This window comes from Akkermansiaceae bacterium (assembly GCA_019634595.1).
Lineage (GTDB): Bacteria > Verrucomicrobiota > Verrucomicrobiia > Verrucomicrobiales > Akkermansiaceae > Luteolibacter.
On the sequence record JAHCBC010000003.1, the window covers coordinates 933,229 to 952,100 of the forward strand.

The 18,872-nt window shown below is 62.2% G+C and carries 18 protein-coding genes; 13 read left to right on the plus strand and 5 right to left on the minus strand.

Annotated features, from left to right (window positions below; genetic code table 11):
* Window positions 1-91: 91 nt before the first annotated feature.
* From rnr to KF712_14755, 3 genes are all read left to right on the plus strand, one after another.
* Window positions 92-2,503, plus strand: a complete 2,412-nt coding sequence (rnr, locus tag KF712_14745) for a ribonuclease R (GenBank protein MBX3742248.1) — start codon at window positions 92-94, stop codon at window positions 2,501-2,503.
* A gap of 97 nt (window positions 2,504-2,600) precedes the next feature.
* A complete protein-coding gene (locus KF712_14750) occupies window positions 2,601-4,175 on the plus strand; it encodes a hypothetical protein (protein MBX3742249.1) in 1,575 nt (524 codons plus the stop codon).
* Entirely contained in the window at window positions 4,172-4,600 is a 429-nt protein-coding gene (locus KF712_14755) for a nuclear transport factor 2 family protein (GenBank protein ID MBX3742250.1), read from the plus strand. The genes KF712_14750 and KF712_14755 overlap by 4 nt, the downstream gene beginning before the upstream one ends.
* Here KF712_14755 and KF712_14760 read toward each other — a convergent pair whose 3' ends face one another.
* Complete coding sequence (locus KF712_14760) at window positions 4,601-5,401, minus strand: DeoR/GlpR transcriptional regulator (protein MBX3742251.1); 801 nt, start codon at window positions 5,399-5,401, stop codon at window positions 4,601-4,603.
* A 274-nt stretch (window positions 5,402-5,675) separates the two neighbouring features.
* Between KF712_14760 and KF712_14765 the strand changes: the two genes are divergently transcribed.
* From KF712_14765 to KF712_14805, 9 genes are all read left to right on the plus strand, one after another.
* The gene (locus KF712_14765) at window positions 5,676-6,410 is read left to right on the plus strand and encodes a hypothetical protein (protein MBX3742252.1); all 735 of its coding nucleotides are present in this window, start codon (window positions 5,676-5,678) and stop codon (window positions 6,408-6,410) included.
* A 43-nt stretch (window positions 6,411-6,453) separates the two neighbouring features.
* Window positions 6,454-7,206 carry an aquaporin family protein gene (locus tag KF712_14770; GenBank protein ID MBX3742253.1) on the plus strand — a complete coding sequence of 251 codons (753 nt, stop codon included), beginning with the start codon at window positions 6,454-6,456 and terminating at the stop codon, window positions 7,204-7,206.
* A gap of 40 nt (window positions 7,207-7,246) precedes the next feature.
* Window positions 7,247-8,743, plus strand: a complete 1,497-nt coding sequence (glpK, locus tag KF712_14775; protein MBX3742254.1) for a glycerol kinase GlpK — start codon at window positions 7,247-7,249, stop codon at window positions 8,741-8,743.
* Window positions 8,740-10,305, plus strand: a complete 1,566-nt coding sequence (locus tag KF712_14780; protein MBX3742255.1) for a glycerol-3-phosphate dehydrogenase/oxidase — start codon at window positions 8,740-8,742, stop codon at window positions 10,303-10,305. Before glpK ends, KF712_14780 begins: the two co-directional genes overlap by 4 nt.
* Window positions 10,306-10,454: 149 nt before the next feature.
* The gene (gene yjjJ / locus KF712_14785) at window positions 10,455-11,846 is read left to right on the plus strand and encodes a type II toxin-antitoxin system HipA family toxin YjjJ (protein MBX3742256.1); all 1,392 of its coding nucleotides are present in this window, start codon (window positions 10,455-10,457) and stop codon (window positions 11,844-11,846) included.
* A gap of 133 nt (window positions 11,847-11,979) precedes the next feature.
* A complete protein-coding gene (locus tag KF712_14790; GenBank protein MBX3742257.1) occupies window positions 11,980-12,135 on the plus strand; it encodes a small basic protein in 156 nt (51 codons plus the stop codon).
* An 82-nt stretch (window positions 12,136-12,217) separates the two neighbouring features.
* Window positions 12,218-12,928, plus strand: a complete 711-nt coding sequence (locus tag KF712_14795; GenBank protein MBX3742258.1) for an rRNA pseudouridine synthase — start codon at window positions 12,218-12,220, stop codon at window positions 12,926-12,928.
* Between the two features lie 139 nt (window positions 12,929-13,067).
* Window positions 13,068-15,026 (plus strand): acetate--CoA ligase, encoded by a 1,959-nt coding sequence (gene acs, locus KF712_14800; GenBank protein ID MBX3742259.1) that lies wholly within the window; start codon window positions 13,068-13,070, stop codon window positions 15,024-15,026.
* 15 nt (window positions 15,027-15,041) lie between these two features.
* Window positions 15,042-15,920, plus strand: a complete 879-nt coding sequence (locus KF712_14805; protein MBX3742260.1) for a hypothetical protein — start codon at window positions 15,042-15,044, stop codon at window positions 15,918-15,920.
* Between the two features lie 130 nt (window positions 15,921-16,050).
* Here the strand turns inward: KF712_14805 and KF712_14810 are convergent, their stop codons facing one another.
* Window positions 16,051-16,362 (minus strand): EF-hand domain-containing protein, encoded by a 312-nt coding sequence (locus KF712_14810; GenBank protein ID MBX3742261.1) that lies wholly within the window; start codon window positions 16,360-16,362, stop codon window positions 16,051-16,053.
* A 53-nt stretch (window positions 16,363-16,415) separates the two neighbouring features.
* Here KF712_14810 and KF712_14815 point away from each other — a divergent pair, with 53 nt between their 5' ends.
* On the plus strand, window positions 16,416-16,859 hold the full coding sequence (locus KF712_14815) for a 23S rRNA (pseudouridine(1915)-N(3))-methyltransferase RlmH (protein MBX3742262.1): 444 nt from the start codon (window positions 16,416-16,418) through the stop codon (window positions 16,857-16,859).
* Between the two features lie 20 nt (window positions 16,860-16,879).
* Here the strand turns inward: KF712_14815 and KF712_14820 are convergent, their stop codons facing one another.
* The 3 genes from KF712_14820 to KF712_14830 all read right to left on the minus strand — a co-directional run bounded on the left by KF712_14820 (window position 16,880) and on the right by KF712_14830 (window position 18,822).
* Window positions 16,880-17,068, minus strand: coding sequence for a hypothetical protein (locus KF712_14820; GenBank protein ID MBX3742263.1), 189 nt, complete (start codon window positions 17,066-17,068; stop codon window positions 16,880-16,882).
* Between the two features lie 69 nt (window positions 17,069-17,137).
* Window positions 17,138-17,947: a hypothetical protein gene (locus KF712_14825; GenBank protein ID MBX3742264.1), complete on the minus strand. Its 810-nt coding sequence runs from the start codon at window positions 17,945-17,947 to the stop codon at window positions 17,138-17,140.
* Window positions 17,948-17,991: 44 nt separating this feature from the next.
* A complete protein-coding gene (locus tag KF712_14830; GenBank protein ID MBX3742265.1) occupies window positions 17,992-18,822 on the minus strand; it encodes a hypothetical protein in 831 nt (276 codons plus the stop codon).
* Between the last annotated feature and the right edge of the window lie 50 nt (window positions 18,823-18,872).

An 18,872-nucleotide genomic window follows, 5' to 3' on the forward strand; every position in this document is an offset into this window, starting at 1 on the left:
ACACACCTATCCCAGCATGCCTCCGCATCAACCCTTTTCTCGTAACAAACACACCCATTTCACGAAACCCCGCGTTTCCTTCGTTGCTCCCATGATGAATACCCCCCACTCTCCTGACATGCCCGCTGACAAGCTGCGTTCGTCGATGATGGAATTTTTCGACTCCACCGACTACCGGCCGATGACGAAATCCGAGATCGCCCGCAGCCTCAAGGTACCTCCCTCCGTCCGTTCCGCCTTCCGCGCCACCCTGGACACCCTGGTCGAGGAAGGCGTCCTCACTTTGGAAAAGAAAGGCTTGTACCGCCTCCGGTCCAGCGGTGGAAAGAACCAGCTCACCGGCACCCTCAAATTCCATCCGAAGGGGCACGGCCTGTTTTTCCCGGACGCATCCGATGAACAGAACATCGCCACCGGCATCGATCTGGTGGCGAACTCCCGCCTGCACATGAACCGCCGGGATACCGGCACCGCGCTGGATGGCGACCGCGTGCTCGCCTCCCTGAAGCAGCCCAGCCCGCGCCGCCAGTTCCGCATCCGCAGCGAGATGGAGGATGAGCAGGAAGTGCGCGCCATCGTGGAAAAAGTGCTCTCCCGCCGCTCCGGCAGGATCGTGGGGGTGTTCCAGACCAAGGGCGGATTCGCCTGGGTGGACACGGATGACAAATCCGTGGAGGGCCGGGTGGAGATCATCGCGGACTCCACCGCGGAACCAGGACAACTGGTGGTGGTGGATGTCGGCCAATGGAAGGATCGCTACGAGGTGCCGCGCGGCCGCGTCATCGAGGTGCTCGGCTGGCCCGGAGATCCCGGGGTGGACATCATTTCCGTGATCCACCGCTTCGGCCTGCGCACGTCATTTCCGGAAAATGTCCTCGCTGAGGCACATGCCGTCCCGGAGGACCCGGAACCGGCGGAAATCGCCCGCCGCAAGGACTGGCGGGACAAGCTCGTCATCACCATCGACCCGGCGGACGCGAAGGATCATGACGACGCCATCTGGCTGGAAAAGACCGCCCGCGGCTGGACGCTGGCCGTCCACATCGCGGACGTCTCCCACTACATCAAGCCGGGCAAGCCGATGGACAAGGAAGCGTCCGAGCGCGGCAATTCCACCTACCTGGTGGACCGCGTGCTGCCGATGCTGCCGACGGAGCTTTCCAACGGGATCTGCTCGCTCAAGCCCCATGTGGACCGCCTGACGAAGTGCGCGCTGATGGAGATCTCCCACGACGGGCGGCTCGAAAAGGCAACGTTCTTCGACGCGGTGATCCACTCCCGTGCGAAGCTTTCCTATGAGCAGGCACAGATGATCCTCGACGGCCTGCCCGCACCGGAAGGCTCCGATCCGTATCTGGTGCCACTGGTGAAGGAGGGCTGGGCGCTCGCCTCCACCATGCGCCGCCGCCGCTTCGCGAATGGCGCGCTGGACCTGGAGATGCCTGAGATCAAGGTCCGGCTCGACAGCAAGGGCCGCGCCGCATCGGCGGAGCCGGTCATCCACACGGAAAGCCACCAGCTCATCGAGGAGTGCATGCTCATCGCCAACGAGGCTGTCGCCAAGTTGCTGCGCGAAAAGGGCAAGCCCTCCGTTTTCCGCATCCATGAAGATCCGGATCCATCGCGCCTGATGGACTACACGGAAACCGCGAAGCTCCACGGTTACAAGCCGGGGGACCTGACGAACCGCGACCATATCCAGAAGCTGCTCGATGAATCGAAGGGCAGCCCGGAGGAACACGTGATCAAGCTGGGCCTGCTGAAGTCGCTGAAACGCGCCGCGTATTCCGCCGAGCCGCTCGGCCACTACGGCCTCGCGAAGACGGACTACACGCACTTCACCAGCCCCATCCGCCGCTACTCCGACCTCATCGTCCACCGTTCGATGCAGCCGTTTCTGGAGAACCCGCCGAAGCCGGTGGACCGCACGCCATCCCAGGCGGATCTGCGCGAGATTGCCCGCCATATCTCGGACACCGAGCGCACCTCCGCCGAAGCGGAGAGCGAGACAAAGCAGATCAAACTGCTGGAGTACCTCGCCCGCGTCGCCAAGGAAGAGGACGGCCAGCTTTTCGACGGCCTGATCACCGATGTCCGGCCGATGGGCCTGATGGTCGAGATCCCGGACATGGGCGTACGCGGTGTGGTGAAACGCGAGGAACTGCCCTCCGGCAGCCGCTGGCGTTTCGAGGCCCACCGCAAGGCGTGGGTTTCCTTCGACGGAAAGGTCATCCAGCTCGGCATGCGGATCCCCTTGCGGGTTGCCGCGATCAACATGGAGAAGCGGTTCGTCGATTTCAAGATCGCCGGAAAGCCGACCAGCGAAGGCACCCGTCCGCTGAACGCACCTCCTCATCCACCCACCCGCAAGCACCAGAAACCGCAGACGAAACCCGCCGCAAAGGCAGGTCCGCCCAACAAGATCCGGAAGACGGATGGCGCGAACAAGAAGAAGCGGTTTCCCGGCGGCGGGAAGAAGACGGGAAAGAAAAGGCGCGGATGAGCCGGTGATCCCTCATCTCACAATCCATATCTAACGGAGAAGGCCAAATCCGATTGACATATGACAGGGGAGCCCATTCAGCTTTCCCGGAGTCATTATGACAAACCGGTTCCCTCCCCTCGCCCTTGCCACCCTCATCGCCTGCTCACCCGCCCTTTCATGGGCCGACACGCTCGATGATCTCCTGAGCCCGAAGACCGATGTGACCTCCCTGAGGGACCGGGATGCCGCGAAGGCATGGAATGAAGTGGTGGATGCGTTCCGCCGCAATGACATGGCCTCCGCCGCCAGCTTGGGCCAGAAGTTCCTGGAGCAGGATTTCAAAGCCACCCCCTATCAGGTCCTGGGGGTGAAGATCATGATCAACCTCGCCGATGAAAAGGCACACGTGACCTCATCCAACAAGGACTCGAAGGGCAGCCTCGACATCATCATGGCGGAGCGGGCGCAGATCACCGCGAAATACCAGGCGCTGCTGGAAACCATCCGCGCGGCGGACGCCGTCATCGACCGCCTCACCTATCGCCGGACCCAGCCCGTCCAGGAAGGCACCGCCGCCTACCGTGAGTGTGTGCGGAACGCCCAGATCATCGAGCGGGCGAACGCGGAGCTGGAAATCCTCAAACCCCAGATCGAGCGGAACAAGCAGGCCGCCCTGGAAGTGAATTCCAAGCTGACCACGGAGACCAAATCCGACATCCTCAGGCTGCTGGACATGCTGCTGGAGGCCGACGAGCTGGAGGCCGCATTCGCCATCACGAATGTCTATCTGCGCAAGGCGGGGGAGGATCTCGACGTGGCGAAGCGGCAGCAGGATGTGATCCGGCTGAGGGAAGTCCACGAAAAGGCGGTCAAGATCGCAGCCGCCATCCATGAGCAGCAGCGGCCGCTCCTGTCCGGGAAGAAATACTGGGCGGCAAGGGACACGCGGGAGAAGTCACTCGAGAAGGTAAGGCAGCAGGCCGGGGATGAGGACCTCATCCGGATGGTGGTCCGCAGGGTTTCCCTGGATGAAGCCGGGGTCGATGCCACCATCAGCCGCGCCGAGTCCGAAACGAAAGTCCTGCTGGAACTGGCCGCCGTCGATCCGAAGAAAGCGGAAGCGCAGCTCGCCATGCTGGCGGCCGAATACCCCGACCACCCCGAACTCAGCACCCTCAGGACCAGGATCTCGATTTCCGGCTCCGTGGCCATGAAGGGGAAGATGAGCGACCTGCTCGCTTCGATCGAGGCACTTGCCGAAAGTGATCCCGACCAGGCCCTCACGCTTTTGGCCGGTATCCGTGAAGACCAGATGGACGACATCGAGAGAGCCAGCATTTCGGCCCGGATCGCCGCCGCTGCCAACAAGGCCATCACGTCCTGCCTTTCCCGCGCCGAAAAATCCCTCGAGGAAGTGAAGGCAAAGGTCGGCGGCGAAGTCGCGGAAGTCGTGGCCGCTGAAATGGCGAAGGTGAGAAACCAGGACGGGGATTTCGTCGAACTGACTTCATCCGGCATCATCCGCGCCAGGATCGACCGGTCCGCGGATCTCCCCGAGGCAAAGGCCACGCTTGAAGGGGTTTCCAGGAGCCTTGCCCTGATCTCCGCCCAGAGAACCTCCACCCAGCAGCGAATCACGCTGGAAGCGCTCCGGACCGAAACCCGCCTCTTGCTCGCGGCCCTGAAATGACGATCATCCGGGAAACCAACCCGCTCCGGCTACTCCCGATGATCGATACCTACTACGAAGCCTTCAACGCGGGTGACCGCGGGAAGATGTTCTCCCTGCTCACGGACGATGTCGTCCATGACCTCAACCAAAGCGGCAGCGAAACGGGCATCACCGCGTTCCGCGCGTTCATGGAGCGCATGGACCGCTGCTATCAGGAAACGCTGGAGGACATCGTGATCTTCGAAAGCGCGGACGGCACCCGGGCCGCCGCCGAGTTCAACGTGCGCGGCAAGTATCTGTCCACGGACGAGGGACTCCCGGAAGCGAACGGCCAGACCTACCTGATCCCGGCGGGGGCTTTCCTCACGCTGCGGGATGGGAAAATCTCCCGGCTGACGATGTACTACAACCTGCAGGAATGGCTGCGGCAGGTGAGGGCGTGATCACGCGCCGCCCTTCTTTCCCCGTGTGCCTGTGGCCCGCCCCCCGGCCATGATCACCTGCACGCCCTGCGCCTCGAATCTTGAGACCAGCTCAGGGGAGGCGGCGGTGTCCGTGATCAGGATGTCGATGTCCTTCACATCCGCGAAACGGTAGGCACTGCGGGCGCCCAGCTTCGTGCTGTCCGCCAGCACGATCACGCGGTCCACCCGCTCGATGAGCCGTTCTTTCAACACGCCGTGGCCATGGTTGACGTCCATGGCCCCGCGGTCCGGATCCAGCGCATCCACGCCAAGGAACGCGCTGCGGATGACGAAGCGCTTCGAGGCATCCTCCGCCATCGCTCCGGTGTAGCTGCGTGACTGGTTCTCATAGGTGCCGCCGGTGCAGACCAGCGTGAGATCCGTCCGGGCGGCCAGAGTGACCACGATGTGATGGGCGTTGGTGACGACCGTGAGCGGCATCGGCGGCAGGTGGTCCGCCAGCCGCAGCACCGTGGAGCTGGCATCCAGAAAGATGGTCTCACGGGCGGAGATCAGTTGGGCCGCCGCCGTGGCGATGAGGTCCTTCTCCGTTTCATTGATGGCGGTGCGCTCCGGCAACGGAAGGTCAAATCTGTCCGGCTCCGGCCGCACCGCTCCGCCGTGGGTCCGCAACAACCGCCCCAACCGCTCCAGCGCGGTCAGATCCTTCCGGATGGTCTCATCCGACACTCCGAATTCCTCCACCAGATCAATGTTGCGCACAGCTCCCTGCATCTGGACGCGGTGGAGAATCTGGTGCTGGCGTTCCGTTACGAGCATCTGAGTGACTAAAACGTAATCTTTTTTCCCAATCAAATCCAATATGAAATATTGGATTATTGCTCCAAAAAAATGGATCCGCGTGGCTTTCGAAGCAAATCCACCACCCCAGCGCAAGCACCTTGGTTTCAATGGGATTACCATAAACTTAACCAGCTCATAATAAGCATTTTACATTTGCGGTAGCGGAATTCGTGGAGCTTAGTTGATCTCACGATCACGGAAGTTGTCTCCGCCTTCACCCCAATCCCCAAGAACCTCAAACCTGAAATTAATGAAACCCAATCTACCAGCTCGTTACCTGCTCCTCGGCTTTTTCATTCCCTGCACTGCCTTCGCCGGGACCACCGAGCCGACGGTGACCCCCACCCTGCATTCCTCCAGCACCAATTCCTGGTGGAAGGCCTCCCTGAACGTCGGCTACGAGACGCTCCACGTTTATCGTGGTGTCGATTCCTCCGCCGGCAACGCGAACATCTGGGAGAGCCTGGATGTCGATATCGCCGATTTCTTCCACTTCAACCTCTACAACGGCAACTCCCTGAACGGTGAATACGGCGAACTGACCCCGAGCTTCTATTTCTACAAGGACCTCGGTCCCGTGACCGCCGCCGCCGGGATGATCTGGTACCACTTCCCCGGTGAGGACGGTGTGGACAGCGAGGAGTACTACATCCAGCTCAGCCGTGAGCTGGGCGCGGGATTCTCCGCTTCCGCGTGGTTCTCCTACAATGCCCGCAGCAAGGGCTGGTACCATGAGCTGAAACTCTCTCACTCCCTGCCGATCAACAACACGGTGAGCGTGGAGAGCCAGGCCGCCCTGGGATACTCCACCAGCTACCGCACCGGCGGCAACGGACTGGACAACCTGACCATCGGCGTGGGCGTCCCGATCAAGCTGACCGAAAGCCTGACCCTGAAGCCGGCGCTGGGCTACGCCTTCGCTCTGGATGCCCTCGACAGCGGCGACGAAGGCTGGGCGGCCCTCACGCTTTCCTATCGCTTCTGACAGAAAACAGGCACAACTTACCAAACCCTGAAAATCCAAATCCATGAATCCTTATCTCGCTGAATTCATCGGCACCGCCATCCTGATCCTCCTGGGGAATGGCGTGGTGGCCAACGTGGTGCTCAACCGCAGCAAGGGCCAGAACGGCGGCTGGATCGTCATCACCGTCGGCTGGGGCCTCGCGGTCGCCATGGCGGTGTATGCCGTGGGCCGCATCTCCGGTGCCCACCTGAATCCGGCGGTCACCGTCGGCCTCGCCTCCATCGGTGGTTTCCCTTGGGAGAAAGTGCCCGGTTTCATCGCAGCCCAGGTGGCTGGCGGTGCCGTCGGTGCCACCCTGGTCTGGCTGGCCTACCTGGCCCACTGGGGTGAAACCCCGGACAAGGGCGCGAAGCTGGCCTGCTTTTCCACGGCTCCGGCCGTCAGGAAGATCGGCCCGGCAATCATCACCGAGGTCATCGGCACCGCGATGCTGGTGTTCGGCGTGCTGGCCATCGGCAGCGTGAAAGCTGGCGTGGTTGATCCCGATCTCCAGTCCGTGGCCGGAGTCGTCGCCAACTGGTGGGGACCGATGCTGGTCGGCCTGCTCGTCGTATCGATCGGCGTGTCACTCGGCGGACCCACCGGCTATGCCATCAACCCCGCGCGTGACCTGGGTCCGCGCATCGCCCACCAGCTCCTGCCCATCGCGGGCAAGGGCGGTTCCGACTGGGCCTACGCCTGGGTGCCCATCGTGGCCCCCATCATCGGCGGCGTGACCGGCGCCCTCCTCCACCGTGCGCTCTTCGGCGCGTGATCAACCCCACTTCTGACAAACACCAAACCATTTCAAACCCATGAGCTCTGAAAAATTCATCATGGCCCTGGACCAGGGCACCACCAGCTCCCGCACGCTGATCGTCAACCACGCCGGCAAGGTCATCTCCGTCGCCCAGATGGAGTTCAAGCAACACTACCCGAAGCCCGGCTGGGTGGAGCATGACCCGATGGAAATCTGGTCCAGCCAATCCGCCACGGAGGCGGAGGCGCTGAGCAAGGCGGACCTCCGGCACCGTGACATCGCCGCCATCGGCATCACCAACCAGCGGGAAACCACCGTGGTCTGGAACAAGAACACCGGAAAGCCGGTCTACAATGCCATCGTCTGGCAGGATCGCCGGACCGCCGACTACTGCGCGAAGCTGAAAGAACAAGGACTGGAGCCGAAATTCACCGAGAAAACCGGACTCCGCCTGGACCCCTATTTCTCCGGCACCAAGTTGCGCTGGATCCTGGAGAACGTGGAGGGGGCACGGGCGGAGGCGGAAGCGGGCAACCTGATCTTCGGCACCATCGACAGTTGGCTGGTGTGGAAGCTGACGGACGGCGCGGTCCATGTGACGGACGCCACCAACGCCTCCCGCACGCTGCTTTTCAACATCCACACCGGAGACTGGGATGATGAAATTCTGGAGATCCTGCACATCCCGCGGAAGATGCTGCCTGAGGTGAAGGGCTCAAGCGAGGTGTATGGCAACAGCACCAAGAACGTGCCCATCGCGGGCATGGCGGGCGACCAGCAGTCCGCCCTTTTCGGCCAGGCGTGTTTCGAGCCGGGCATGGCGAAGAACACCTACGGCACCGGCTGCTTCATGCTGATGAACACCGGGGAAAAGGCCATTCCGTCGAAGAACAATCTGCTCACCACCGTGGCGTGGAAGATCGGCGACAAGACGGAGTATGCGCTGGAAGGCTCGATCTTTGTCGGCGGTGCCGTCGTCCAGTGGCTGCGTGACGAACTGAAGATCGTCTCCAGCGCGGAGGAGTGCAGCAAACTGGCGGCCAGCGTGCCGGATGCGGGCGGCATGTATCTGGTGCCCGCCTTCGCGGGACTCGGTGCGCCGCACTGGGATCCCTATGCACGCGGCCTCTGCATCGGCATGACGCGCGGCACCAACCGGGCGCACTATTGCCGGGCCGCGCTGGAGGGCATCGCTTTCCAGAGCGCGGACCTCATCGAGTGCATGACGAAGGACAGCGGCATCGAGATCAAGGAACTGCGTGTGGACGGCGGGGCCTCCCGCAGCGAGCCGCTGATGCAGTTCCAGTCCGACCTTCTCGGGGTGAATGTCGTCCGCCCGGACAACGTGGAGACGACCGCCATGGGCGCGGCCTATCTGGCCGGACTGGCCGTGGGCTATTGGGAGAGCAAGGAGGACATCGTCTCCCGCTGGAAGGAAGACGCCCGCTTCCAGCCCTCCCGCCAGCAGGACGACATCAAGAAACTGGTCGCCGGCTGGAACCGCGCGGTCGATCGGGCGAAAGCCTGGGAACAACCCGACAACGAATCATGAAACGCGATACCCATCTCAATGACATCCGCACCGCCACGGAGCCTTTCGACTTCTGCATCGTGGGCGGCGGTGCCACCGGCCTGGGCGCGGCGGTTGACGCCGCCTCCCGCGGCCACTCCGTCGTCCTGATCGAGCAGGCGGACTTCGCGAAAGGCACGTCTTCCCGCTCGACAAAGCTGGTCCACGGCGGCGTGCGCTACCTCCAGCAGGGAAATGTCTCCCTGGTGCTGGAGGCGCTCCGCGAGCGCGGCCGCATGACCCGGAACGCACCCCACCTGGTGCATGACCTTTCCTTTGTCATCCCCAACTACAGTTGGTGGGAGGGCCCGTTCTACGGCATCGGCATGAAAGTCTATGACCAGCTCGCCGGGAAGCTGGGACTCGGGCCGAGCAAGTGGCTTTCGAAAGAAGAAACGGTGGACCGCATCCCCACCGTGGAAACGGAGAACCTCACCGGCGGGGTGATGTACCACGACGGCCAGTTCGATGACTCCAGGCTGGCGGTCAACCTCGCCCAGACCGCGGCGGGGCTGGGGGCTAAGATCGTGAACTACACGAAATGCACCGGCCTGCTGAAAAAAGACGGGCTGGTCAGCGGCGTGGAGGCCATGGACCTGGAAACCTGCGAGCCTTTCCAGATCCACGCCCGCTGCGTGATCAATGCCACGGGCATCTTCGTGGATGACCTCCGGTCGAAGGATGAAGGCCATGCCAAACCCATGGTCACCGTCAGCCAGGGCATCCACATCGTCCTGCCGAAGGAATTCCTGCCCGGCAACGCGGCGATCATGATCCCGAAAACGGCGGACGGCCGCGTCCTGTTCGCCGTGCCGTGGCATGACTGCGTGGTGGTGGGCACCACCGACACCCCGCTGCCGGAGAAGTCCATGGAACCCCGCGCTCTGGCTTCAGAGGTGGAGTTCGTGATGGAACACGCCGCGAAGTACCTGACGAAAGACCCGCGTCCGGAGGATGTGCTCAGCATTTTCGCCGGACTGCGGCCGCTCGTGAAATCCGGCGATGACACGAACACCGCCGCCATTTCCCGGGATCACACCATTCTCGTCAGCAACAGCGGCCTCATCACCGTGACGGGCGGAAAATGGACCACCTACCGGAAGATGGCGGAAGACGTCATCGACCAGGCGGAGATGGTCTCCGGAGTGGACCAGCGGCGCTGTGAGACGGAAACCCTCCAGATCCGTGGCTGGACCCACACTCCCATCCCGGAACCGAACCTCCGCCCCTACGGATCAGACGCCGCGGCCATCCGCGCCCTCGGCGACCCCGTAAGGCTCCATCCGGATCTGACGGTCACCGCCGCCGAAGTCCGCTGGCATGTCCGCGAGGAGATGGCCCGGACGGTGGAGGACGTCCTCTCCCGCCGCTCCCGCTGTCTGTTGCTCAATGCCCGCGCCAGCATCGAAGCCGCTCCGGCGGTCGCCGCCATCATGGCGGAAGAGCTGGGGAAAGATCAGGCCTGGATCGACCACCAGCTCGAAACCTACGGAGCGCTCGCCCGGGGTTACGTCTTCGGGGATCCGGCCAGTGTGGCGGGATGAACGAGAAAGGAGGGCGACCATGGGCGAATGCCGTCGAAAAATACCCGCTATTTTCAGTGCATTACCAATAGGTAATTTTTCATAAATAGCTAAAAATCACTGTTTTTTTGATGATTGATTAATCAATTTTACGATGCATAATTCCCCATGTGCCTCGTCCTCCACGAATCACCCGTGAGTTGCTCACATCGCTGATCCGGTCGCGCGGACCGGTATCCGCCACCGAGCTTGCGGATCTCTTGCGGGCGAACCGGAGCACCATCACCCGGGCCCTGTCAGGATGGGGTGATGAACTGGTGACCCTCGGAGCCACCCGGAGCACCCGCTACCTCCTGCGCCGCAGTGTGCGCGGCATCGGCGGCTGCTGGCCGATCTATCGCATTGATGAGGCAGGAAGGGCCCACCAATGGGCGGAGCTCGAAGCGCTTCATGACCGGAATTGGCGAATGAAGTGGCACGGGGAAGCACCTGCCTGGAGCCAACTCTTCACCGAGGAGAACGGACTATGGCAGGGTTTCCCCTTCTTTCTGGAAGATATCCGGCCGCAGGGCTTCCTGGGCCGAATCATCGCCGGAGGGATCGCCCGGACGTTGCGGGTTCCGGAAGATCCGCGGCAATGGAGCGATGAGGACAACCTGACCCACCTCCAGGAAATGGGCGATGATCTCCCCGGAAACGTGGTGATAGGAGATGCATGCCTGCGCCGCGCGCTGGCCCGCTCCCCCATGCTGACCCGGGAAAATGCGATCCATCCGGAGTCGCGCGAAGCCATCTACCCAGCTCAGGCACTCGGGATCACGCAGAGCCTGCCTGGATCATCCGCCGGGGGCGAGCAGCCGAAGTTCCTAGCGACGCTGCGACTTGAAGACGGACTGCGCCCGGTGATCGTGAAATTTTCCGCCCCCGTGGATCAACCCACGGGCAGACGCTGGAGCGACCTGCTGGTGGCGGAACTCGTCGCCCACCAAACGCTGGCGGAAACCGGACTGGCCGGCACCGGCGCGGAACTCATCCATGCGGACGGGCGAAGCTTTCTGGAAATCGCGCGCTTTGACCGCACGGCCGGCGGTGGCCGCCGGGGTCTCGTGTCGCTACAAGCCCTTCTGGCCGCTACCGGGAACCTGCATCTGCGGGACTGGCCGGCGGCGGCGGAAACACTGCAAAGGTTGAGGCTTATTGATGAAGATAGCGTAAGGACGATCCGGCTGCTCCATGCCTTCGGCGAGCTGATCGGGAACTCCGACATGCACGCGGGCAACCTCTCGTTCTTCATGGGAAATTCGCTGCCCTTCCGTCTCGCCCCCGCCTACGACATGCTGCCGATGCTATGGGCCCCGGGACCACAGGGAGAGATTGTGCCACGCCGTTTCGCGCCCGCCCCACCGTTACCCTCGTTGCTTCCCATATGGCGGGAAGCGGCGGTGCTCGCGGAACGATTTTGGGAACGACTCTCCGACGACGGACGGCTGTCCGCGGAATTTTCCGGGGAAGCTCGCTCAGCACGGGCGACCCTCCATCATCTCCGCAAACATGTGGGGTGAAGGGAAAGGGCTGCCCGCAAGAAATCCGCGCAACCCCGCAAATTTCCACGGGTGGCATTTTCCTGTTGCCACCGGCGGTCCCCGCCCGTAGCCTCCGCGCCCCTCCCTGCGAAATCTCAAACCACATCCCGCGATGTCCAAGCACAACAGCCTCAAAGCAAGCGCCACCGTCGGCGGCAAACGCTCCGTCCTCAAGCGCTTCGAGCGCGTCAAGCTCCTCAAGGAGCGTGGCGAATGGAAAGCCGGCCGCAGCCCTGTCGGCCTGCCAAAGACCAAGCACGAAGGTTGATCCCTTCACGCACGGCTTTCCCGATCCGCGTGGAATCCCAAAGTGGGTTCCGCGCTTTTTTCGCTGAAAATTTCCCACTCCCATGAACGACGGCGTCCGCCTCAACAAGTACCTCGCTTCCTGCGGCATCGGCTCCCGCCGCGCCTGTGATGAACTCATCCAGACCGGCCGGGTGGAGGTGAATGGTTCGCCGTGCCTGAACATGGGGACCCGCATCGGCCACGGCGACCACGTGAAGCTGGATGGCAAGCGCGTCGTCCCGAATGAGGTGGCGATCCTCGCCTTCCACAAACCGCGCGGCTTCGTCTGCACCCGCGAGGATGAGCTGGGCCGGGAGACGATCTACGATTTCCTCCCCCCCACCCTGCACAGCCTCCACCATGTCGGCCGCCTGGACCGCGATTCCGAAGGCTTGTTGATCCTCACCAACGACGGCGACCTGTCCCAGAAGCTCATGCATCCATCGAAATCGGTGGAGAAAGAGTATCTGGTGACCTCCAACCAGGCCTTCGAGAACCAACACCTCGACCAGTTCCTGGAAGGCATCTACTCCGAAGGAGGAAAGCTGAAGGCGAAAGCCATCGAGCGGCTCTCCCCGCGGCGGATCAAGATCATCCTGGACCACGGCGCGAAGCGGCAGATCCGCGTCATGTTCGAGGCGCTGGGCTACCAGGTGACCAAGCTGCTGCGCATCCGGATCGGTTCGCTGTGGCTGGGCGATCTGGAACCCGGAACCTATGCCTTCCTCAACTCGAAGGAAGTCGAGTTGCTGATGAAGAATCCGAAGGCCTGAGGGCAGGATGACCCGCACGAAGGATCGTGCGATTTCATTGATTTCGTTGAACTGGCGGCTTGCCCCGCGCCATGTGGATTTCTAGTTTTCGCAACGTAGATGCGAAAATACGCGTCGCTTTCCAGAGATCCCAAAATCCATGAGCAAGTCATCGAAGGCCAAACCCACGCCGGAAGTCATCCACAAACCCTCGAAGGAATTTTCCGCCAAAGCCCGCATCCCTTCGATGGCGGCTTACAAGAAGCTCTACAAGGAGTCGATCGACAAGCCGGAAAAATTCTGGGCCGGTGAGGCGAAGGAACTCCTCTGGCAGAAGCCGTGGTCGAAGGTTCTGGATTGGAAGGCCCCTTTCGCCAAGTGGTTCGACGGCGGCAAGCTCAACGTCTGTGAGAACTGCGTGGACCGCCACGCCGTCGGCGCGCGCAAGAACAAGGCGGCCATCATCTGGGAGGGGGAACCCGGCGACCGCCGCGTGATCACCTACGGCCAGCTCCACAAGGAGGTCTGCCGCTTCGCCAACGTCCTTGAGAAAAACGGCATCAAGAAGAACGACCGCGTCCTCATTTACATGCCGATGGTTCCGGAGGCGGCCATCGCCATGCTGGCCTGTGCGCGGATCGGCGCGGTCCACAACGTGGTCTTCGGCGGCTTCGCTTCCGAGGCAATCCTCGACCGGCTGGAGGACTCCGGCTCCGTCGCGGTGATCACCGCCGACGGCGGCTGGCGGCGCGGGAAGATCATTCCGCTCAAACCCGCCGTGGATGAGGCTCTGTCCCGCTACACCGCCGCGAAGATCAAGCGCGTGATCGTGCTCAAACGGACCGGAAACGACATCAAGATGGTGTCCGGCCGCGACTCCTGGTGGCACGAGGAGGTCACCGAAGTGTCCAACAAGCATGTGGCGAAGCCTTTCGATTCCGAACATCCGCTCTTCGTTCTCTACACCTCCGGCTCGACCGGAAAGCCAAAGGGCATCCTCCATACCTCCGGCGGCTACCTCACCGGCACCTACGCGACCTGCAAGTACATCTTCGACATGCGGGATGAGGACGTCTACTGGTGCACCGCCGATGTCGGCTGGATCACCGGCCACTCCTACATCGTCTACGGCCCGCTGGCCAATGGCGCGACCCAGGTGATGTATGAAGGGGCTCCGAACGAGCCGGACTTCGGCCGCTTCTGGAAGATGATCGAGGAATACGGTGTGACCATCTTCTACACCGCCCCCACCGCCATCCGCGCCTTCATCAAGGCCGGCGACCATTTCCCGGCCGGCTACGACCTTTCCTCCCTCCGACTGCTCGGCTCCGTGGGGGAACCGATCAATCCCGAGGCCTGGAACTGGTATCACAAGCACATCGGCGGCGGGCGCTGCCCCATCGTCGATACCTGGTGGCAGACGGAAACCGGTGCGATCCTCATTTCACCGATCCCCGGCGCGACGCCCTGCAAGCCCGGTACCGCCACCCATCCGTTCTTCGGCATCGATGCCGCCATCCTCGATGACGCCGGCAACGAGTGCAAACCGAACGAGGACGGCCGCCTCGTGATCCGCAAGCCATGGCCGTCCATGACCCGCACGATCTACGGCGACAAGGCCCGCTTCAAGAAAACCTACTTCTCCGACTATCCGGGCCTCTACACCGCGGGTGACGGCGCGCGCAAGGACAAGGACGGCAACTTCTGGATCATCGGCCGTCTTGACGACGTGCTGAACGTCTCCGGCCACCGTCTCGGCACGGCGGAGATCGAGAGCGCGCTGGTCGCCCACCCTGCGGTGGCGGAGGCCGCCGTTGTCGGCCGTCCGGATGACATGAAGGGCCAGGCGGTCGCCGCCTTCGTCAGCCTGAAGACCGGCTTCCAGGAGTCCGAGCATCTCATCATCGAGCTCCGCAACCACGTCGGTAAGCTCATCGGCGCGATCGCCAAACCGGATGACATCTACTGCACTCCCGGCCTGCCAAAGACGCGCTCCGGCAAGATCATGCGCCGCCTGCTCAAGGAATTGGTCACCAAAGGCGAGATCAGCGGGAACATCACCACCCTGGAGGACTACAACGTCATCACCGCACTCCAGGAAAAGGTGAAGAAAAAATAAGGCCGCCCCATCTTCATGACGCCCACCCGCTACTTCCTCTCACGCATCGCTCACACACTGGGCATCCACCGCCGCAACCAGCGGATGAGTGATGCCGCGAGCGAAACCCATCTGCTGCGCGATGCGGAGGCTTACCTCGGGGCGATGATCTGGAAGAAAGTGGAGAACATCGAGTCCCTCTCGTCCAGCTACTGGAACCTCCGGAAGCTATCCCAGGAGCAGGAATCGATTTCCTCCGGGCTGGCGGCCTGCCAGGAGAAACTGAACAAGGCCCACGAGGACCGCGCGGAACTGCTCAACTCCGTCTCCGAACCCGAACAGAAGCTCCTCACGGAGAAAGCGGGGATCGTGGCTGAACTCGGCACGCTTTCCGCCAGGCGGGACGAGATCGTGTCCGCCGCGAAGGAGATCCGGAAATCCTATGAAGGCCTGAAGGTGAAATCCGAAGTGCTGGCCGGCCAGACCGGAGGCACCCAACCGGCCACCGTCGAGATCGACAAGATCAACGCCTCCCTCGGCCAACTGAAAGAGCGCTTCACCGCACTGAAGGCGGAGCGGACCAGGATCAGTGAGGAAATCATCAAGGGAGACCAGAAGATCAACGAGCTGACGGAGAAGATCCAAACCTTCAGGAAATCCCAGCAAGAAAATGCCTCGAAGGCGATCCAGTCCATCGGGGATGCGAACAAGGACATCTCCACGCTGCGGGCGGAGTACGGGATCCTGGATACGCGGATGTCCCAGCTCCATGCGGAAATCGGCAAGCATGTGAGCCGCAACCTCTCCGGAGACCCCGCCTGCGCGGAAGCCGTGAGGGATCACCGGGGTCTCGTGGAGGTGATGCAGGCGCTCAGGAAATCCATCACCCTCAACTACCGTCTGGCCGACATGTGAAGGGTGGATTTGTCCCGGAAGGGCTTTGCCAAGAGATGCCTGTGCCAGCGGTTCCTGTTGCAGCCGGAGGACAGGAATGGGAGCGCAGCGGACATGGCGGCTCTGCCGCAATGTCCTCCCTCCTTACCCGTCAATGGGTGTGATCCGCACGCTGCTCCGCCTCTTCAAGACGTGAGAAGCCCCGTTGCGCCTCGCGCAGGGAGATCGTCCGGTTCTTGTCCCGGTCGTAGAAATCAATGATCTCCGCAGGCGGATGGCCCGTGGACTTCTGGGCGGCCACCAGCTCGCTGGAATCCAGCTCACCGTCTCCGTTCAGGTCATACCGGTCGAACTTCTCCAGCAGCCCGATCATCTGCTTCTCGACCTTTGTTTCAGGAACGATGGGGCCGGGACCAGCACAGGCGGCCAACAGAGGGAATACAAAGAGCGGTGCGAACTTCATGCAGGAATGAAGTTGGCGTATGCAATACCTCCGGGCAAGCTCCGAAGCATTCCATGCAAGTCCGGATCATCGCCGCAGGCAAACCCGCCCTCGCTTACGCAAAGGCCGGAGTCGAAGAATACCTGAAACGGCTATCCCGCTTCGGAAACCATGAACTGGTGATCATCAAGGCAGGATCCCGGGACGATGTCTCCCCACGCCTGCTGGAACGCTCGGAAGGCTCATTCCGGATCGGCCTCGATGAACGCGGAAAGAGCCTGACCACGCGCGCATTCCACCAGCAACTGGAGACGCTGGAACTCCGCGGGGACGTGAAATGCGTCTCGTTCCTGATCGGCGCGGCGGACGGGCACAACGAAGCGCTGCGGAAAAACTGCGATCTGCTGATCTCCGTCTCCCCTTTCACCCTGCAACACGAACTGGCCCTGGTGATCCTGCTGGAGCAGCTCTACCGGGTCGCCTCATTGAAAGCGGGCATGCCCTATCACCGGGACTAGCCGGACACCGCCGGCAAACCTCAGCGGCGGTAGCGGTTCTGCTCCATCATCCCGAACTGCCCCTGGCCCTGTCCTGCGACGGGAGTGTTCCATGGGATCTGGCTGCTCTGGCTGCCGGGAGGCGGCGTGGGCTTTTTCTCCACCTCCTTGAGGCAGGATACCAACCCGAGCGTGGAGGCGACAACGGCAAGCGTGATGATGGCGCGCATGGTCCGAGCGTAAAAAAAGCTCCGCGGCTGGCAAGCCTGCGGAGCTTTTAAAATTCAAATGCCCTGATCTCAGTTGGCGGCAGGCTGGGCGACGATCACCCGGTCCCCCGCCTGGATGCGCACGCCGGGAGCAAGGCTCTCAAGCTCGATGTCCGCGATGGTCTGGGTGGCTTCGATCGAGGTGGGCTTCACCCGGCCGATGAACTGGCCGTCCCGCTTCACCAGCAGGCTGGTCTGCGGAGTGAAACCGGAGTTCGAACCGGCGCCGATGACGAGGAATCCCCAATCCTGGTTCACCGCGGTCACGACGGCTTCCATCGCATTGCGGCTGATCCGGACGCTGCTTTCCACCGCACGGTCGCTGAGGCGCTTCGACTCACCACGGGTGGAGGTGATCTTTTTCTGCGCCCCATCGATGAGCGCGGTCAGTTCCTCCATGCGGGCCTTCTTCGATTTGACGTTGGCTTCGATCTTGGCGACCTCGTCACCGATGTTGTCGATGTTCACGTTGGTGCCGATGTCTTTCAGCAGCTTGTTAAGCTCATCCACCGCCTTGTTGAGGTCGGCAAGCTCCTGCTGCTGGGTGGCAAGGGTGGTGTCGATGGTTGCGATGTCGCGCTTGATGCTGCTCTCGGAGGCTTTCAGGGCCGCCAGGGCGCTGTTGACATCCTCGCGCTGCTTGGTGGCGGCGGTGAGGGCGGCACGCTCGTTGTCGCGCTCCTTTTCGGTCGCGGTGGCTTCCGCACGGACCTTCTCCTCTTCAGCCTTCTTCTCGAGGCGGATGTTTTGTTGATCGGCGAATTTCTGGGACTGGGCGAAGGAGAAAAACGCGGCGGCGCCAGCGGCCAGAATCAATAGAACGTTAGTGACAACTTTCATCGGGGTTCTTTGGAGAGTTTTTTGGAAAAAGGGGTTTCTTCGATTCAGTTGGAAGGAGCTGGAACGGGGCCGGAGGAAGCCGCGCCCGGCGTCGCCGGAGGCGTCACTTTCACACCTGGCACCACCAGATCACCGGGAGAAATGGTGACGCCTTCCTTCGCGGTGTCAGGGATGATGCTTGCGGAGGCGGTGTTGCGCTCCACGGCGGTCACAAGAAGCTTGGCGATGACCTCGTCGTCGCGAACGACGTCTAGGGTGGAATTGGTGATGACCCCCGCGGTATTGCCGGATGAAAGGGTAACGAAGCCCCAGTTCGGATAGACGGCGCTGACACGTGCGCGCAGGTTCGGGAAGGATTCGCCCTTGGAACGGAGCTCCACCTGCTTGCGCTGCTCCGCGACCTGACTTTCCACCCGGGTGTTCTCCGTGGTGAGGCTGGCCAGCTTCGATTCGGCGGTGGCAACGGAGTCATCCAGTTCCTTGGACTCGTTGATCATGGTGCCCAGCTTGCTGGCAAGGTCGCGGATGTTTCCGAGGGAGTCGGTCTTTTCGCGCGCCTGGTCGAGCTTCGCCTTGTTGCCTTCGGCTTCCGCCGCCTTGGCTTCCTTGGACTTGGTCAGTTCCTCGTTGGCTTTCTGTTGCTCGTCGCGCTGTGCCTCGACCTTGGGGATTTCAGCGAGAACCGCTTCCTTTTCAGCCTTGGTTTCGTCGCGGTCCTCGATGGCGGCGGCTTTGCGCGCCTCGGTTTTCGCAAGGGCCGCCTCGACCGCCTGCCGGTTCTCGATTTCAACTTTGTAGGCGTTCTTGTTTTTCAGACCGATAAAGGCGGCGATCGCCAACGTAACGAGTGTGAGGGTTCCGAAGATTTTGGACATGGGGTTTTATTGTGAAACTTTGGATTCCGCGTGTGGGCAAAACATTAGGA

Bases quoted from the DNA above. Each gene is read 5' to 3' on its own strand.
- rnr (MBX3742248.1), top strand. From the start codon at position 92: ATGATGAATACCCCCCACTCTCCTGACATGCCCGCTGACAAGCTGCGT.
- KF712_14750 (MBX3742249.1), top strand. From the start codon at position 2,601: ATGACAAACCGGTTCCCTCCCCTCGCCCTTGCCACCCTCATCGCCTGC.
- KF712_14755 (MBX3742250.1), top strand. From the start codon at position 4,172: ATGACGATCATCCGGGAAACCAACCCGCTCCGGCTACTCCCGATGATC.
- KF712_14760 (MBX3742251.1), bottom strand. From the start codon at position 5,401: ATGCTCGTAACGGAACGCCAGCACCAGATTCTCCACCGCGTCCAGATG.
- KF712_14765 (MBX3742252.1), top strand. From the start codon at position 5,676: ATGAAACCCAATCTACCAGCTCGTTACCTGCTCCTCGGCTTTTTCATT.
- KF712_14770 (MBX3742253.1), top strand. From the start codon at position 6,454: ATGAATCCTTATCTCGCTGAATTCATCGGCACCGCCATCCTGATCCTC.
- glpK (MBX3742254.1), top strand. From the start codon at position 7,247: ATGAGCTCTGAAAAATTCATCATGGCCCTGGACCAGGGCACCACCAGC.
- KF712_14780 (MBX3742255.1), top strand. From the start codon at position 8,740: ATGAAACGCGATACCCATCTCAATGACATCCGCACCGCCACGGAGCCT.
- KF712_14790 (MBX3742257.1), top strand. From the start codon at position 11,980: ATGTCCAAGCACAACAGCCTCAAAGCAAGCGCCACCGTCGGCGGCAAA.
- KF712_14795 (MBX3742258.1), top strand. From the start codon at position 12,218: ATGAACGACGGCGTCCGCCTCAACAAGTACCTCGCTTCCTGCGGCATC.
- acs (MBX3742259.1), top strand. From the start codon at position 13,068: ATGAGCAAGTCATCGAAGGCCAAACCCACGCCGGAAGTCATCCACAAA.
- KF712_14805 (MBX3742260.1), top strand. From the start codon at position 15,042: ATGACGCCCACCCGCTACTTCCTCTCACGCATCGCTCACACACTGGGC.
- KF712_14810 (MBX3742261.1), bottom strand. From the start codon at position 16,362: ATGAAGTTCGCACCGCTCTTTGTATTCCCTCTGTTGGCCGCCTGTGCT.
- KF712_14815 (MBX3742262.1), top strand. From the start codon at position 16,416: ATGCAAGTCCGGATCATCGCCGCAGGCAAACCCGCCCTCGCTTACGCA.
- KF712_14820 (MBX3742263.1), bottom strand. From the start codon at position 17,068: ATGCGCGCCATCATCACGCTTGCCGTTGTCGCCTCCACGCTCGGGTTG.
- KF712_14825 (MBX3742264.1), bottom strand. From the start codon at position 17,947: ATGAAAGTTGTCACTAACGTTCTATTGATTCTGGCCGCTGGCGCCGCC.
- KF712_14830 (MBX3742265.1), bottom strand. From the start codon at position 18,822: ATGTCCAAAATCTTCGGAACCCTCACACTCGTTACGTTGGCGATCGCC.